This window comes from Serratia aquatilis (genome assembly GCF_044865145.1).
Lineage (GTDB): Bacteria > Pseudomonadota > Gammaproteobacteria > Enterobacterales > Enterobacteriaceae > Chania > Chania aquatilis.
Map to the genome: position 1 here is coordinate 2,587,909 of NZ_CP173186.1, position 17,845 is coordinate 2,605,753.

Sequence of the window (17,845 nt, forward strand, 5' to 3'; positions counted from 1 at the left end):
CGCAGTGGTGATTGGTGGAAGTTTGACTACATTTTACTTATCCCATCAAACAATCAGTTGAATGACGTTTACTTTTCCGTTGATCCCCGTCCCAATTTTGTGGAGTAATAATTGTGAATAGGTTTTTCAAAATCATATGGAATGTTGCGCGCCAATCTTGGGTAGTGGCCTCCGAAATTGCTCGCGGCGTCGGAAAATCCTCTTCCGTTGGTGCCTCGGCCAAACCCAAAGTCGAAGCTCCCCATACTTCCAAGCCACCTTTGCTGCGTATGTTAGCAATTGCTAGTGCCGTGTTGACAACCAACCTGTTGATGACTGCCGGTAGTGCCTTTGCGGCCTGTACGCCAGTGGCTAGCATCGGTGGCACCACGACGTGCACGGCAGGAACAGATCAGACGGTCACCGTGGGTACCGGTCCCGGCATGGATAACGTGACGGTCAACGTCGGTCCTTCAGCCCAGATCAATGTGCCACGCAACAACGCTATTAGTCTGGGTAACAATGCGAATATTTTTATTGACAACGATGCGGTAGTGCAGGTCACTTCGGTCGCTGGCGACAGCGGGTTCTGGAATGCTGGCCCAAACACTATCGAATTCGGCAGCAATTCGACGCTGAATGTCGCGGTCGGTGCGAGCGTCCTGTCGTACGGCGATGCGAGTCAAGCTGAGGCGGTGAACCCGATTGGCAGTGGCAACATTATCATCAACCGTGGTCTGATCTACGGACAGAGCAGTGCTGCCATCTGGTTCCAGAACGAAGTCACAGGCACCGCAAATACCATCGACAATTACGGTATTCTCCAAACCGGTGCCAATGGTGGCAACGCCAACGTTATCGGAAGCTCCAACGTCAACGATGTGGTGTTCATCAATCGCACGGGAGCCAGCGTCATCGGTAATCTCTCACTGGGGGGCGGCAACGACAGTCTCACGCTGGAAGCGGGGTCGGTGATCACCGGAAGCTTCGACGGCGGTACCGGTACTGATTCGTTGACACTCAGCGGCATAGCTAACTCCAACGACTTCCTGAGCGGCAGCATCAACAATTTCCAAACGCTGCTCAAGGAAGGCGAGGGCCAATGGACCCTGACCGGCTCCATCGGCAACAACGGCGGTAATACACCACTGGCTGTTACCGTGGATCAAGGCACGCTGACGCTAACGGGCAACAACAGCAGTTTCAACGGTACTATCCAAGTCAATTCTACGGGTATTCTCGAAGCCTTGGCACAAAGCCTGCCCTCCAGTGTCACTGACAACGGGCTCGTCCGATTCATCCAAAGTACCGCAGGGACCTATGCAGGCCTGATTTCCGGTAGCGGCGCAGTTCAAAAGACAGAGGCTGGCAAGCTGACTATCAGCACGGCGCAAACTTACACCGGTGGCACAATAATCTCCGGCGGCATCTTGTCGGTGAGTTCGGATGCGAATATGGGCACTGCAGCAGGGGGGCTGACGCTGGACGGTGGCACATTGGAAACAAGCACCAGCCTCACCACCGGTCGCGCTGTTACAATCACGGCTAACAACGGCACTATCCAGACCGATACAGGTACCGTGCTCACGTCGACCGGTGGCATCACCGGTGCCACTGGCGCTTTGACCAAGACCGGAACCGGCACACTCGTTCTCACGGCGGTCAACACCTATGGCGGAGGCACGACAATCTCGGGTGGCACCCTGCAATTGGGCAATGGCGGCACCGTGGGTTCGATCGTCGGCAATGTAGAGAACAACGGTACACTGGCCTTTAACAACCCTGGCAGCACTACCTTCGCAGGCACGATTGACGGCACAGGTGCTGTTCAGCAACTCAGTGGCATCACTACCCTGAATGCTGTCAATACCTACAGTGGTGGCACAACGATTTCGGGCGGCACGTTGTCAGTGGGTACGGACGCGAACCTGGGCGATGCCGTGGGGGGACTGGCACTGGATGGTGGCACACTCGAGGCAAACGCCAGCTTCACCACCGGCCGTACGGTCACGATCACGGGCAGCAACGGCACTATCCAGACTGATGCTGGCGCCACGCTCACCGCAGCAGGGGTCATCACCGGCGCAACAGGTGCCCTGACCAAGACCGGTACCGGCACACTGGCACTTACCGCAGCCAACACCTATAGCGGTGGCTCGACAATCAGCTCCGGTACGCTGCAGATCGGCGACGGCGGCACCACCGGTAGCCTCGTCGGCAATGTCACCAATAATGGAACGCTGGCCTTCAACCGCAGCAACGCACAGAGCTTTACCGGCACCATCACCGGCACAGGCTCACTCACTCAGATCGGCACGGGCGTCACCACGCTCACCGCTGGCGGCTCCTCGGTGGGTGACGCCAGCGTGGCGGCAGGCACCTTGAACCTGGCTCAGACCGGTGCCTTCACCACCACCGGCGCCTACAACACCGCCACCGGTGCCACTACCCAGATCGTCGCTAACGCCACTCTCGCGGTGGGTACTGCGTTCACCCAAGCCGTCGGCAGCATACTCAACGTCGCACTCGGCAGCGTCCAACCCGTCATCACAGCCGCCACCGCTGACCTCAACGGCACACTCAACATCACCGGCTTCGGTGCCAGTATCCCTGACACCGCCAGCGCGCTCACCAGCACCCAATTCAACGTCATCCGCACGGCGGCTGCGGGAGGTATCACCAACGACTTCTCGACTGTAACGCTCGGTGGTGCCGCCAGCCCAGCCGACTACCTCCGGCTGGCAGGCAGCAAATCCGTTAACGCACAGGACTATAACATCGGCTTCGGGCTGACCTGGCTGGCCGGAGGCGAGAACGGCAATGGTGTCTTCACACTTGCGGGCGTAGGCGACCTCTTCAACGTCGACGTGGCGCTCGCCAACCAGACCGGCCCCTTCACCAGCGGCTGGGACGGTAACACACTGACCAAGGCCGGGGCAGGCACGCTGATCCTCTCTGCGGCCAACTCGTACACGGGCCCCACCGTCATCAACTCTGGTACACTGCGCACGGGGATCGCCAATACCTTCGCCAACAGCAGCGCTGTCAGCGTGGCAGGCGGTGCCACCCTGGATCTGGATAACTTCGACCAGACTGCCAACAACCTCTCGGGCGTCGGCAACGTGACTTTGGGCAGTGCAACACTCACCGTTAACGACACCGTCAGCACTACCTTCGGCGGTGTTATCAGCGGTGCCGGTAGCCTGGTGAAAACAGGGAGCTCGACGCTGACGTTGAGCGGCGAGAACACCTACAGCGGTGGCACCACGATCAGCGACGGCACCCTGCAACTGGGCAACGGCGGCACGACTGGCGGTGTGGCCGGCGACATCGTCAACAACGCCAATCTGGTCGTTAACCGCGCCAACTCGCTGATCCTCGTCGGTACCTTAAGCGGTAACGGATCCTTCACCCAGGCTGGACCCGGTACCACCACCCTAGGCAGTAATGGCTCCCAGGGCAGCGTGAACGTCCAGCAGGGCACGCTGAAGTTCCTGCAGGCGGGGACATTTAACACCACTGGCAATTACACCACCGCCGCCGGGGCGACGACCGATATCGGTGCAGCCAATTCGCAGTTGAATGTCGGCGGTGAGTTTATGCAGGCAGAAAACGCTATCCTAAGCGTCACCGTTGGAGCTAACCCGGATATTATTGCGGATACGGCGGTGCTGGCTGGCACCCTGGTGGTCAATGGATTTAATAGTACGGAGCCGGTAACAGCGACACAGGCGACCACGACAATCTATAACCTGATCCATACCACCAGTGGTATTACTGGCAACTTTGATAATAACCCTCTGCCAGGAACAGGGATGGATTATCTGCTGCACGATGGTTATCTCTCGACAGATGGTAATGATTACAACCTGGGCTTCCGGTTGGCCTGGACACAGGGCGGTCAGAGTCAGGGCACTGGTAGTTTTACCATGGCACCAAACTCGGCGTTTAACATTGACATCGCCCTAACTGACCAAGCGGGGAGTTTTGACAGTGGCTGGGATGGCGAGAGCCTGACCAAAAATGGTGAGGGGTTGCTGATATTGTCTGCAGTTCAGCAGTACAGCGGTAGTACCGTGCTGAATGGTGGCACCATACAGACCGATATTGCCCAGGCATTCGCCAGCAGTAATGCGGTTGAGATTAATGGTGGAGTGCTTAACCTGAATGGTTTCAACCAGACTGCCCATAATCTGTCCGGCACCGTCGGTGAAATTCGCCTTACCAATGGGGCCCAACTGCTGCTCGACAATACTGCCGATACCACCTATGCCGGTTTGATAACCGACAGCGGCAGCCTGCTCAAACAGGGGATTGGCATGTTTACTTTGACTGGTGATGCCAGCCATAGTGGGGTGACCACCATCGATGCGGGAACGTTGAGTATTGGCAATGGTGGCACTACAGGTAGCATCACCGGTGATATCGTCAATAACGCCACCCTGATTTTCAACCGCAGTGATGCTAGCGACTATACCGGTTTGCTGAGTGGTGAAGGGGAATTTTACAAACAGGGGACAGGAGTTCTAACCCTGGCGGGCGGGCTCTCTTCTCAGGGGAGTGTGGAGGTACAGGCGGGTACTCTGACGTTGGGGCAGACCGGAAGTAGTGTGACTAACAGCCTGATAACCTCGGGTAATTACACGACTGATACCGGGGCGACGACAGTGCTAGGAGTGAGCAACTCCACTCTGACGGTTGGCGGTGCCTTTACCCAGCAAAGTGGCTCTGTCCTTAACGTTACCCTGGGGGCATCACCGGATATCACTGCGCAAACTGCCCAACTGGACGGTGCGCTGATTGTGAATGGCTTTACCGACACGCAAGACCCGACGAAAGCGAGCAGTGTGATCAGCCGAGCGTATATCCTGCTGCGTACGACCGGCGGCATCACTGGTGACTTCACCAACAATCCTCTGGAGTCCTACGGTCTGGATTATCTGCTGCATGATGGTTACAAGACGCTTAGTGACCTGGATTACGAGCTGGGCTTCCGCCTGGCATGGATCGAGGGGGAGGAACAATACAGTACGGGGAACTTTACCCTGAATGACGGCACGGGTTTTAGTGTGGATATTGCGCTGGACAACCAAACGGTGCCTAACGGTGGTTTTGCCACTGGATGGGATGGTCAGAGCCTGGTGAAAGACGGTGCGGGTCGGCTGGTGTTCTCGGCGGTGAATGGCTATACCGGATCCACGACGTTGAATAATGGTGTGTTGCAACTGGATATTGCTAACAGTATTAAAGCCAGCAGGGAGCTTATCGTCAATGGGGGTATCGTCAACCTCAATGGCAATGACCAGCAGTTTAACCGGCTGAGCGGCACGGGTGGTGAAGTTCAGTTAAATGGGGCAACCCTGACGGCGGTCAATGCGGATACCTCGGGCAATAGTGGATATGCAGGGGCAATTACCGGCAACGGCACCTTTATCAAAGAGGGGGCTGGCAACCTGACGCTGAGCGGTGATACCGCCTGGGTGGGGGATACCAAACTACAAGGCGGCACCCTGATACTGGATGGCACCAGCGGTGGTGGCCAACTGGTCAGCAATGTGATTGGTCAGAGTGGCACCCAACTGAGCCTGCAGAATGGCGCTTCGCTGACGGGTTGGATTGACCCGACGGATGTCATTGTCGACAGCAGCAGCTACTGGACCATGACCGCTGATTCTTTGGTTGATAACCTGAGCAACAGTGGCACGGTGACTTTTGTGGCCCCGACTGCCAATGAATTCAAGACGCTAACGCTAAACAGTAACTATGCGGGCAATAACGGCCTGTTGGTGATGAATACTCAACTGGGAGATGATAATTCACTGACCGATAAACTGGTGGTGGCTGGTAACACTTCTGGCACGACCCGGGTACAAATCAACAATGCAGGCGGGACCGGTGCCAATACGCTGGAAGGGATCGAAGTAGTACGCGTGGGTGGTGAGTCAAATGGCGAGTTTGTACAAAACGGGCGGATTGCGGCAGGGGCTTATGATTATACCCTGGGCCGTGGCGATAATGTTGGCACTGCCGGTAACTGGTATTTGACCAGCAAGTCTAACAATGACGATTCGGATATTCGCCCGGAAGCAGGAGCCTACAATGCCAATCTGGCGGCGGCCAATAATATGTTCGTCACCCGTCTGCATGACCGCCTTGGGGAGACTCAGTATATTGACGTGCTGAGCGGTGAACGGAAGGTCACCAGCATGTGGTTACGTAATGAAGGGGGGCATAACAACTTCCGTGACGAGAGCGGTCAGTTACGCACTCAGTCCAACCGTTATGTGCTGCAACTGGGCGGTGACATTGCCCAGTGGAGCAATGGCGATCTGGACCGTTTTCACCTGGGGATGATGGCCGGTTATGGCGACAACAAGAGCAACACCGTATCGCGCCTGGGCTATGATGCCAAAGGTGCGGTAGATGGATACAGTTTGGGGATATATGGCACATGGTATGCCAATGCCGCCGACAAGTCGGGTTGGTATGTCGATAGCTGGTTGCAGTACAGCTGGTTCAACAACACAGTGACCGGTCAAAATCAGGCCAGCGAGACCTACAAATCGAAAGGGGTAACCGCCTCAATCGAGAGTGGCTATACCTTCATGCTTGGGGAGAATACCGTACGCAACCACCGTTACTTCGTTCAACCCAAGGCACAGTTGACCTGGATGGGTGTCAAAGCCGATGACCACCAGGAAGCAGGCGGTACCTGGGTGAAAGGTGAAGGGGATGGCAACCTGCAGACCCGGTTGGGGGTAAAGGCCTTCATCAATGGTTACAGTAAGCAGGATCAAGGTAAAGACCGGGTATTCCAGCCGTTTGTGGAAGCCAACTGGGTGCATAACAGCAAGGACTTTGGCAGCAATATGGATGGCCTGAGCATCAGGCAGGATGGGGCAGCGAATATTGCCGAGCTGAAAGTGGGTATGGAGGGGCAGATCAACAAGCAGTTAAACCTATGGGGCAATGTGGGCCAGCAAGTGGGCAACAAAGGCTACAATGATACCCAGGTGATATTGGGGATTAAGTACAACTTCTGATTTGCTCAATGGCTTCCCCCTGCTGATGTTAACGGGCAGGGGGATTTCCTTGAGTGGGTGGCAGTTTTTGACGGCACTGCTGTAAATATGAGGGCAGACAAGCCATCTGTTTGGTGACTATGCTCATACTCATCTCACCCAGAGGATGAACAATCTATACTCAAAATAATTCGAGTTGCTTGTAGGCGGCAAGCTTGCGAGGCCCCAGGAGCATAGACAACTATGTGACTGGGGTGAGTAAGCGCAGCCAACACCCAAGCAACTTGAAGTATGAAGGGTATAACTCCGTAATATTCTAAGCCAATAACGCCATCTATATTACAAAGTGAAATGCGGAGTTTTATTGACGCATTGCTTGTTTCAATTAATCCTGTCGTTTTTCAAGAATCATAGTTCGATGTTCCTCACCTTGGTGGTGTTCGAATCTTATTAATTTAAAGCCACATTTGTTGATATAGAAGTGATGATTTCTGCAGGAAAATTCCGGTGTTTCGGTTTGCCATAATTGGGTGTCCGGGTATTTTTGTTCGAGGAATTCCCAAACTTGCAAGCCCAAACCTTTATCTTGTACAGAGGGGGCGATAAACAGGCTGCCCAGGAATCGCTCTTTATCCCGTAAGACAAAAATATTTACCCCGCCAATTAATGTTCCGCCCAGGGAGATTTTATAGGCATCTGACTGGGTTTCAATATACCACTGGCGAATAAATTCCCCATCGTCGTAACCTGGGGGGCCGCCTTGTTTTTTTCCCAGATGCCGCCATGTATCTTCATCAAATGCGCATCTCATTATATTGGTCAGTTCATCAACATCTTTTTCGCTAACCCGTTCAAAAACTAGTTGTTTATACAGTTCCATATCCCTCCCAGAACACCGCGCTGCTTTACTTACCTCCTGATATTAACAAGCAAAAGCAGCCCGCGTGAAATGAATTCAGCCGGTTGGGAAAACATTACCAGATTACCCAGCAGGATCAGGCACAGGCCAAATACAGCACTCAGATGCCATTGGTAGCCTTCAAATAGCGTTGAAATAGTCAGCGCCACTAAAGGAAACAGCAAGGTGCTGTAAGCCGCCGCTCCAGCACCAATACGGCCTAGCAAGCTGAAGTAGGCCGCAAAGGCTATTACTGAGCCAAATATGGCCAGATAGAACAGAGAGCTCAGATAACGGGAGGTAAATTCGATCTGGAATGAAGCACCCTGGGCCAACGCAATTGCAGCCATCAATAATGCCCCATAGCTCATTGCGTAAGTGTTGGTGGAGAGGATATCCAAGCCGCGACGCTGATGGCGTGAACTGAGCATATTTCCCAATGAAAAACCGTAGGTACCCAAAGCGCTTAATCCAATCCCTTTGAGCAAGTCTGGTGACAACTGGGTGGCAACCAAGTCTTGCCAGAACAACGCAACAATACCCATCAACCCCAGTAATGCTGCAGGAAGTAGGTTTGGGCTAGGGCGCTGGCGGAAGAAAATCATGTTATTGAGGGTATTGAATAGTACCGCCATCGAGAAAATCACTGATTCCAGCCCGCTGCTGATGAAGGCTGCCGCGTGGTAAAAACAGTAGAAATTAAAGCCAAATACACAGCATCCCTGGAGCATACAGAACAGATGGTCTTGCAGACCGAGCTTACGCAGCCGTCGAGTGGCCAGTAATATCAGGAACATCACAACAGCAGAGAGCAGAAAGCGATAGCTGATTGATACAGGTATGGCAACGGCCCCCTCTTGTTGCAGTGCAATCGCAATCCAGGTAGTGCCCCAAATCAGCACTACGGTAAGATACAACAGCGTATTCATACGATCTCCTTAATCATTCAGAGAGAGTATGTATTGTCTATTGTCAAAGGGCTTTCAGCGCCTTGCGCCTAATTGCATATTCTTGCGCTTATTTTGAGAAGGCGCGTGGGTAGAACTGGTATCAAGGCGAACCACTCTTTAAACTGAAAACGCATTTTATAAGGATGGGGCGGTTATGACATACCAGGCGTTTGAGACACTGCGCAGGCACAAAGCGCAGTTACAAAATAGCGTGTGGCTGGGTTCTGGCGTGCAGCTCGCGGCCTGGTCCAATTGTGGCGTTGTAGTCACACAGGAAAGTGCCGAACACCATACCCTCAGCCTCTATGTGGCAGAGGGTTACGAGTGCTATCAAAAGGTTCCCGGTGGTTGGCGCAACGGCGGCGGCCCCGATCGCTTTTGCCTTATGCCACGCCAATATGAATCAACCTGGGACGTGCGGAGCAACCTTTCTTTTGTGCATCTCTATTGCACAGACGAGCATCTGCGAAACTTGGCGGAGCAAATCTGGGATCGTAGCCCCGCATCCATCAATGTGGAACAGCGTTCTTTTGCGGAAGATCCGCAGATTACCGTGCTCTATCGTCAGTTTTTGTTGAACTGCGATTGGCAAGACCGAGCCAGCCAACTGATGTTGAGCAGCGCATCTACACTGCTGATGTCACATTTGCTACAACGCTACACCCAACTGCAATGGCGCTTACCCTCTGTGCGCGGTGGGCTGGCACCGTCCGTGCTGAGGCGGGTGCAGCTATATGTAGAAGACCATCTCGAACAGCCATTATTGCTGGCAGATCTGGCGTTGCAGGTAGGACTGAGCGAATTCCACTTTGCCCGAATGTTTAAACACAGCACAGGGCAGGCTCCGCATCAGTATGTAATGCGGTTACGATTGCAGCGCGCAGAGAAACTGCTACGCCAGACCGGCATGCCGTTAACTCAAATAGCTCTGGACTGTGGTTTTAGCTCAGCCAGCCATTTCAGCCATCGCTTCAAAGCTGTCTACGGTTACTCACCGACACAATTGCGGCAACAACCCTGCTAGGCTTTGTCCCTTAACTGTCCGTAGTGCCGTCGCAGACCCAAAAGCTCATTATCAAGGCGAAGGGCAGAGTGGCACTCTGTTCAAGCCCAATAACGCAGAGAATCGGCTTTTGGAGCGCGGCCCTTCGGGCTGGAGCCATTTAAGGGACACAGCCTAAAAGCAAGCGAGTACTTCTGCTAACCCACCTCATGTAAACGCGTTTGTTTTTAATTTCTTACAAACTGCAATCTACTAAAAATCTACCTGACGTTAGACTTAACACATAATAATCCGTATAAAAACTTAGGGTTAACAGTGGCTATTTCAACCAGGAAAAGCGGTAAAAATTATTCTACAGGGCGCTTCGGCTTGATTTGCGCAGGGATCTTGGCCTGTTTCTTCTTGTTGGTGTCTAGGGTGGGATATTTGCAACTGATGGAGCATCAGCAATTGGCCGATCAGGCCGATCAGCGCTCAGTCCGTACTCAGGTGGTGCCAACCAACCGCGCAATGATTACCGACCGCAATAATGCAGCGCTGGCGGTTAGCGTTTCTTCCAAAGATATTGTGCTGGATCCCAAGCATATTCTCGATACCAACACGAACACGAGTGACGAGCGCTGGCAGGGTATGGCTAATGTGTTGCAAATACCCCTTAGTAATATTCAAAATCTCATCCAGGCTAATGCGCGGAAACGTTTTGTCTATCTGGCACGCAAAGTGGAAGACGACAACGCGAACTATATCAAGAAACTGCACCTTACCGGCGTTAGTACCGAGCAAGACTTCAGCCGCTTTTATCCCATGGGGCAGGATGCTGCCGGGCTAATCGGTATTGTTGGGCAGGACAACCAAGGGTTAGAAGGTATCGAGCTGGGGTTCAATCCGTTGCTGCAAGGCAAGAGTGGCCTACGTGTTTACCAGAAAGACGGCAGCGGGGCGATAATTGGTGTGATCAAAAGTGTCGATCCGGTCCCGCCGCCCAATGTGACACTGAGTATCGATAAGTTTATTCAGTACGTCCTGTTTTCCCAGATCCGCGACGGCGTGATTGCTAATCAGGCCGACTCCGGCTGCGCCGTTCTGGTGAAGATTAATACCGGCGAGATATTGGGGATGGCGAGTTACCCCTCATTTAATCCGAACAACTACGGCAATACTCCAGCTAAAGATATCCATAATGTGTGCAGCAGTGATAGCTTTGAACCAGGTTCGACGGTTAAACCTGTGGTGGTCATGGTTGGACTTGATCGCAAGCTGATCCGTCCCGACACGGTGCTGGACACCACGCCTTACCGTGTGAATGGGCATCTGATCAAAGATGTGGGACACTGGTCGAAATTGACCATTACCGGTGTGCTACAAAAATCCAGTGATATTGCGGTTTCGCATATTGCCCTGGCGATGCCGGCAACGATATTACCCGCAGTGTACCGCCGCTTTGGGCTTGGTCGGCCAGTTTCGCTGGGTATTGGCAACGAAAGCAGCGGCTATCTGCCTGCCCATCGCGCCCGCTGGGCGGATATTGAACGAGCGACGTTCGCCTTTGGTTATGGCTTGCGTGTTACCCCCCTGCAGATGGTGCGCGAATATGCCACCATCGGCTCATTTGGCGTCTACCGCCCGCTTTCGATCACCAAGGTGACTCCACCGGTGATCGGGCAACAGATCATGCCCGCCGATGTGGTGAAAACCGTGGTACATATGATGGAAAGCGATGCCTTGCCCGGTGGTAGTGGCCTGAGTGCGGCGGTACCGGGTTACCGGCTGGCAATCAAAACGGGTACTGCTGAGAAGATTGGGCCAAATGGTAAATACGATGGCGGCTATATCAACTACACTGCCGGTGTGGCTCCGGCCAGCGATCCACAGGTTGCCCTGGTGGTAATGGTTAACAACCCCAAAGCGGGCAAACACTTTGGCGGATCGGTCGCTGGCCCGACATTCGGTAAAATCATGGCCCAAGTGCTGGAACATATGAATATCCTGCCGGATGCCCAGCCACTCAAGGTGGTAACTCAGTTGAAAGGTTGAGTTATTCGGTAGGAACGAGTTTGCTGAAGTGAGTACAAATCTCTCTCGACAGTAACGCTAAAAACGTGACAATAGTCATGACTTGCAATGAATTAATCTGAGGATAGCCATGAATACTCTCGACGCCATTCAACAACGCCGTGCTACCAAGCAGTTTGATACCCAACACGTAATGACATTGGATGAGAAAAAGGCACTGCTGAATATTGCTCTACAAAATGCACCGAGCGCATTTAACCTGCAACATTGGCGTCCGGTGCTGATTGAAGATCGCACTCAGCGTGAAAAGATCCGCCAAGCTGCTTGGGGTCAGCCTCAGGTGACCGATGCTTCCATGCTGATTGTCTTGTGTGGCGATCTGTCCAGTTGGCAATCTCAGGCCAAAAATATCTGGGGCCAAGCGTCTGAACCCGTACAACAGTACTTGCTGCCGGCTATCGATCAATATTATCGGGATAAAGAACAGGTTCAGCGGGACGAAGTGATGCGCAGCAGCGGTATATTTGCGCAAACTCTGATGCTGGCAGCCAAGGCGCAGGGCTATGATTCTTGCCCTATGGACGGTTTTGATTTTGATGCTGTAGGCGAGATTATCAACAAACCCGCTAATTACCAGATCGCGCTGATGGTGGCGATTGGCAAAGGTATCGGTGAGCATTACCCGCGTATTGGTAAGTTACCGTTTGATGAGGTTGTGAAGATCGATCGCTTTTGAATAGGTTACCTGGATAACAGGAGTAGTAGATAATATTGGGATCTTATTCCCAAGCCAGACAATGCAGAACGCATTTTACTGGATACCCTTAGGTATCCAGTATCTTGTTAAGTGAAATATTTTCTTTACAGTAACCAGCCCTCATCTTTGAAAAACTGTGAACCTTCCTCTGTTGTTAAATAAGCAGCAAACTGTGCCGACTCAGGATCTGCTTTTGGTGAGATAGCGATGTTGAAGTCGCGGTATATACGTCTCTCTGGTTCAATAGCAACCATATCTACTTTATCCGTATTGGCAATTGGCCAGTCACTCCAGGTGATCCAGGCATCTGCTTTTAATTCCTGGAAAGATTTAAATGCAGCACCGCTGCCTTGTTCGAAGGCGATTATATTTGAGCGTACTTTCTTAATATCTTCCAGCTTGCCCAAGCGGCCCGCAATATCTTCCCATAGGCCTGTTCCTGATGTGTTGTAGGTTCCTTTGCCTTCGGTAACAACAATTTTCATAGGTTGGTTAATGAGATCATCAAACCCTTTGATATTTTTGGGGTTACCTTTGGCCACTGCAATGACTGCCGGATGAATGAACATGGGGACGACATCCTTACTGGCGATAAAAGGGTAATTCTCAAGATAGGCCGTCATGGATTGTTCAGATGCGCTAAAAATAATATCGGCATGCTGCTGTGCCTCCTTCGACCATTTTTTTTCAGGTCCGTAGATGACTTCAACATGCTGCCCAGTTTTTTTCTCAAAACTGGCCGCTGCTTTTATCAATGCAGTATGGGGGCCTCCTGGTCCATACAAACGAACTACGCCATCTTTAGGCTGATGGACGATAGTCGTATCCAGAAACTGCCCGCCAGCATAAAGAGAGAATGATGCCAGAATACTAGCGGTTGCAATGATAAGTTCTCTGATTTTCATAAATATTATGCTCTATTAAGTAGGTGATGCAGATAGTTCAATGCAGGTGCCTTTGAACAGTACGTCGCTTTCAAGATTGTTATTTGCCGTAATAAAAATCTCACCGCTGTTTTTTACAGTATTCCATTCAGTTGGCGTGAGGAGTTTTGAGGTTTGCAACTCAGCAAAACGGCCTAGCAATGTTATTTTGCCAGTATCTTTATCCTTTGCCCATAACATAGCCATTTCCATATTAGTATCCGCCAAGTGATGCCGTGTGTTGAATTTCAAGCGCATACTCGATTCCCCTGGTTTATCACCTTTGTATGCCATAAGCACAAAGTAATCATTTTTTTCTGCTGACGACATGACGGCTATATAACTGGGTGATACTATTTTAGACTCATTCATAAATAGCATTGTGCTAGACAACAGGAATAGAAGCAGCGCACAAGCCAGAGACAATGATGGCCATTTTTCACCCAGCCACCGATGCCAAAAGTATGCTTTATCCGGCTTACCCAATGTGGCTTCGATGTTTCTCCATACCCTTGAAGGCGGTTTATCTGATGTCATTGTCTCCAGACCACTGAGATGCGAACGCCATTGCATAATGAGCTCATACCAGGTTGTGTCGTTGGCGATCAGCGATTCCAGCCGTCTTCTCGTCTTTAGAGACAAGGTGCCAAGAAGATACTGACTGACAAGATGCTCCCGTATCGCCAAGTTGCTATAGCGAGCTGGAGTTAAGCGTCTATGCATTGCTTCAGTTCCTTCAAACCTCTACGGATCCATGATTTTATTGTTCCCAGCGGATGTGCCAATCGCTCAACAATTTCTTCATGAGAATAGCCATGGATATAAGCCAGCTTTATAGCTTGCCTTTTTTCTTGAGCCAGTGAATACAGACAACGATTTAATATTGAAAGGTCATCAGCAGCATCGGTTTCATTATTTCCCTTCGCTTCCGGTAATATATCATTTTCTTCAAAAATTGGATGAAGACGGCCATGTTGCCGGATATGATCAATAGCCAGATTACGCATTAACTGACACATCCAGGCCCAAGGGTAACTCACTGGGCTATGGTCGGCAGTAAACCAGATTTTCAGGTATCCTTCTTGCAGTAACTCGGCTGCAATATCGCGATCAGCAACAATTTTTATAAGCAGCCCATACAATCTGCGGTTGGTACGGTTATACAACCGTTCAAATGCTTTTTTATCCTTCAGTTTTATTCGGGAAAATAGCATTTGCAGTTCTTCATTTGCTGTGATCACTCTGACCTCAGAAGCGTTGTTTAAAGATGGACTAAATGCCAGATATTTTTCACCTTATCACCCGTTATATCTCCAGGTTGTTTGTCTTTGACCCATGTATACAAGGGACTTCCCTGATACGCCCACTGATAGGTGCCATCTTTGCGTGTGAGGACACTAAATGCTCCACTTGCCGTATCATTCTTCTGTGCAGCCAGTGGTGGCCAGTGGGTTGCGCAATCCTCATAACATACTGACACCCCATTACTGTCTTTAGAGAAAGTATAGAGCGACATATTATCTTTATTAGTTAAAATATTGCCTGATTCGGTAGAGTAAACCTTAACCGGTACCTTATCTGCCCGGGCAAGAGACCAGATATTTTTGACACCAGCGCCAGTAATATCCCCAGGCTTTTGATCCTTATGCCATAAGTAAAGCGGGCGGTGGTTTAGCGCCCATTGTAATTTTCCATCTTTACGTTCAATTTTAGCTAAACCAGGGATCTGCGAACTCTCTTCTGTTACTAACAATGGGGGCCAAGCTTTGGCACAGTCACCATAGCAATTAGATTGATCCGCCTTATCGTTGTCGAAGTAGTAGAGGGTCATGCCTTTGTTATTCGTGTAGACCTGGCCTAATGACGTCTCTTGTGTTGAGAGATCGGAAGCCAGAGCAGAAAATGCCAAGAGGCCGATAAGTACTGGTGCAAAACGAATCTTCATCATTATTTCCTTGATGTACATTGAATGTCATTAGTAGAGACGTTCAAGTTCTGGATTTGGATGCACTCAAAGAAAATTTATTTTATCTGCGTCAGTAGCGCTCGCGTGCAGTCAAGGGATATAGCCTAGGTTGTGATGCCCTGTTCTCGTAGCTGACCCCTAGCATATCGCCAGGGGTAGGGTATTGATTAGCATGGTAATGTGTTCATGGACTGATACCTCTCACATCACGTTTTGTGCATCACCACCAGGCGTAACTGTTCGACGCAGTCGCGGCCCTGTTTGATAAGTTTACCGAACTCTTCACTGTTAATTTCATCGTGGCTGAACCAACTGACTTTCTGCACTTCTCGATAACGGTAATGGTAACCGCTGCTCCTTGGTTCGGCTTGCAGGTCGATGTCGAACCATGGCGAACGTATCTGGCAACTGCGTGCCGGTTCAACGATTTTGCTGCCAGATAGATTGACGTCATAGGAGAGAGTCTGCGGATCGCCCAGATAGATATCTGCCAGTTGCCCCTCACTGCGATATTTGGCGAAGGCATCCCACTCTTTGGCAAGATCCTCGCGGTTATAAATATACTGGTTCCCGAGGATATCCAGAGCGTGCAGGTCGGTAAGAGTGGCATTCACGCGGTAACTTGCCGGGATCACGAAAAGGCTGTCTTCGCGTTGCAAATTACATTCACTCACTTCTTTGGCGAAGTTGCTGCACAGACTCTGATCGGAACTGGTGCGCCCATTTTGACGATCGTTCACACTGAGCTGCATTAACGCGGTGTTAGACAAGTCCACGCTAGCGGTAACTTTGGCTTTGCCGTCAGCTGTATATTGGTCGTTACGGACCACCTGGATTGATTCGGCGGGCGTTTCCAACGGAATATTGTCCTGCCGTACCTGCCCATCGGCGCCAAATATTAATGCCCAACGCTGCTGAATATCAGGCATGGTGCGCCCGGGAGCAAAGACCGGGTTGGTTGGGTCCAGCCACCAGGTTTTGCCATCCACCTCGGCCCGTACAATCGCATGATTGGGGGCGAAAATCCCCGGGATCAACAGACTGGGTGCCACATCACCTCGTTTAACCAGGGCTGGCTCAGCTTTGATCCCGGCGGCCTTGAGCATGGCGCTGAGCAGTATTGCCAGGTCTTTACAGTCCCCATAGCCATGGCGTTCTATCTCTGCCAAAGAAAATGGGACATATCCACGTTCGCTGGCACGCCAGTCCCCTAGATAACGGTAGTTATCGTAGATATATTGCATCAGCGCGGTGACTTGCTCCGGTGCCGGTTTACCTTGATTCATGGCCACTGTTGCCGCTGCACCTTGAGGCAGTTTGGCAGTGAGTAGCTGATTATAACGTTGTGCCAAGGGGGCGAAGTTGTCTTGTAGGCTGAGTGAACTGCCCAATTCCAGGCGGGGGATCTGCCGTAGATAGCCGTTGTTGGATTCATTTATATAATTCAAATAGAGCGGTGCCGTCTTGAGGCTGACTTTTACACTCTTTTTATCCGCGCTCTGCTCAATATGGTAGGCGTTCATCTGCTCGCTGCGCATAAAGATTGGGCGTTCGGCGATAAACTCAGCTTCAAAGCGGTCATAACGTACCGGCGCAGCGTTAAGGAATAGCACATAGTGAAAATGGGGGCTTAGCGGCTTGGCGGAAAAGTGTTCACGCAGGGTATAGCTGATACGGCTACCAACACGCAGGTTAGGGAAGGCAAATGATGTCTGCCGCTCACGCAGAAAGCCTTGGTCCGGGTTGGGGGCCATCCGAGTGTCAATCTGCGACTTGTCTAACGGCACCGGCTTTTCACCAGGTTGGGTTAGCTCAGTTTTTTCAATAGTCAGACTGTCGTTTTCCGCATAATTGCGATCGATGCGCGAAAGCATGTCACGGCCATTTGGCTTTAGGATGGTGTAGGTGTATGTGCTGACGCAGTCTGTACTATTATCCAAATTGAATTTACAACGAAACGCCGTCTCGTTAGAGAGAGGCGCTTCGTCAATGGGTTGGAGTGACGCCAAGACTGAGGTTGAGGCAAAGAACAGACTAGCGGTAAGCAGTGAGAGTGGGAAGGGGGAACAGGGCATTAAGACCTCAATATGCATTTTCTTGAATGATAATGATAATTAAATTCAAATTTGAATGCACTTGATTATTTGAGAAAATTCTTACTTACCAGGGATATAATAGATCGTTTATTTAACCCATTAGCAGGGGCTTGTCACACCAAGGCCAAGTTTTATGGCATAAAGTCCTAGGCTGTGTCCCCCAATGGTTCCAGCCTAGTTATAGATCGCATTGATAGCATTAGCCATGGTGGATGTTTAGACCATAGGCCGATTTGCT

General features: G+C 51.2%; 11 protein-coding genes. 4 read left to right on the forward strand and 7 right to left on the reverse strand.

Annotated features, from left to right (window positions below; genetic code table 11):
• Nucleotides 1-113: 113 nt before the first annotated feature.
• Complete coding sequence (locus tag SAQUA_RS11650) at nt 114-7,022, forward strand: autotransporter outer membrane beta-barrel domain-containing protein (protein WP_380679222.1); 6,909 nt, start codon at nt 114-116, stop codon at nt 7,020-7,022.
• A gap of 364 nt (nt 7,023-7,386) precedes the next feature.
• Here SAQUA_RS11650 and SAQUA_RS11655 read toward each other — a convergent pair whose 3' ends face one another.
• Together SAQUA_RS11655 and SAQUA_RS11660 are read right to left on the reverse strand one after the other, a co-directional pair.
• On the reverse strand, nt 7,387-7,881 hold the full coding sequence (locus tag SAQUA_RS11655) for a GNAT family N-acetyltransferase (protein WP_380679219.1): 495 nt from the start codon (nt 7,879-7,881) through the stop codon (nt 7,387-7,389).
• 29 nt (nt 7,882-7,910) lie between these two features.
• Nucleotides 7,911-8,828: a DMT family transporter gene (locus SAQUA_RS11660; RefSeq protein WP_380679216.1), complete on the reverse strand. Its 918-nt coding sequence runs from the start codon at nt 8,826-8,828 to the stop codon at nt 7,911-7,913.
• Nucleotides 8,829-9,003: 175 nt separating this feature from the next.
• On the opposite strand from SAQUA_RS11660, the gene SAQUA_RS11665 reads away from it, so the two are divergent.
• The 3 genes from SAQUA_RS11665 (at nt 9,004) to SAQUA_RS11675 (ending at nt 12,601) form a co-directional block, all read left to right on the forward strand.
• Entirely contained in the window at nt 9,004-9,873 is an 870-nt protein-coding gene (locus SAQUA_RS11665; protein ID WP_380679213.1) for a helix-turn-helix domain-containing protein, read from the forward strand.
• A 294-nt stretch (nt 9,874-10,167) separates the two neighbouring features.
• On the forward strand, nt 10,168-11,886 hold the full coding sequence (locus SAQUA_RS11670) for a penicillin-binding transpeptidase domain-containing protein (RefSeq protein WP_380679210.1): 1,719 nt from the start codon (nt 10,168-10,170) through the stop codon (nt 11,884-11,886).
• 109 nt (nt 11,887-11,995) lie between these two features.
• Nucleotides 11,996-12,601: a nitroreductase family protein gene (locus SAQUA_RS11675; RefSeq protein ID WP_380679207.1), complete on the forward strand. Its 606-nt coding sequence runs from the start codon at nt 11,996-11,998 to the stop codon at nt 12,599-12,601.
• Nucleotides 12,602-12,726: 125 nt separating this feature from the next.
• Here the strand turns inward: SAQUA_RS11675 and SAQUA_RS11680 are convergent, their stop codons facing one another.
• The 5 genes from SAQUA_RS11680 to SAQUA_RS11700 form a co-directional block, all read right to left on the reverse strand.
• Nucleotides 12,727-13,527, reverse strand: a complete 801-nt coding sequence (locus SAQUA_RS11680) for a substrate-binding domain-containing protein (protein ID WP_380679204.1) — start codon at nt 13,525-13,527, stop codon at nt 12,727-12,729.
• 15 nt (nt 13,528-13,542) lie between these two features.
• A complete protein-coding gene (locus tag SAQUA_RS11685) occupies nt 13,543-14,268 on the reverse strand; it encodes a hypothetical protein (RefSeq protein ID WP_380679201.1) in 726 nt (241 codons plus the stop codon).
• On the reverse strand, nt 14,253-14,786 hold the full coding sequence (locus SAQUA_RS11690; RefSeq protein WP_380679198.1) for an RNA polymerase sigma factor: 534 nt from the start codon (nt 14,784-14,786) through the stop codon (nt 14,253-14,255). Before SAQUA_RS11690 ends, SAQUA_RS11685 begins: the two co-directional genes overlap by 16 nt.
• Nucleotides 14,787-14,806: 20 nt before the next feature.
• On the reverse strand, nt 14,807-15,493 hold the full coding sequence (locus tag SAQUA_RS11695; protein WP_380679195.1) for a hypothetical protein: 687 nt from the start codon (nt 15,491-15,493) through the stop codon (nt 14,807-14,809).
• 224 nt (nt 15,494-15,717) lie between these two features.
• Complete coding sequence (locus tag SAQUA_RS11700; protein WP_380679192.1) at nt 15,718-17,586, reverse strand: DUF3857 domain-containing transglutaminase family protein; 1,869 nt, start codon at nt 17,584-17,586, stop codon at nt 15,718-15,720.
• Nucleotides 17,587-17,845: the final 259 nt, after the last annotated feature.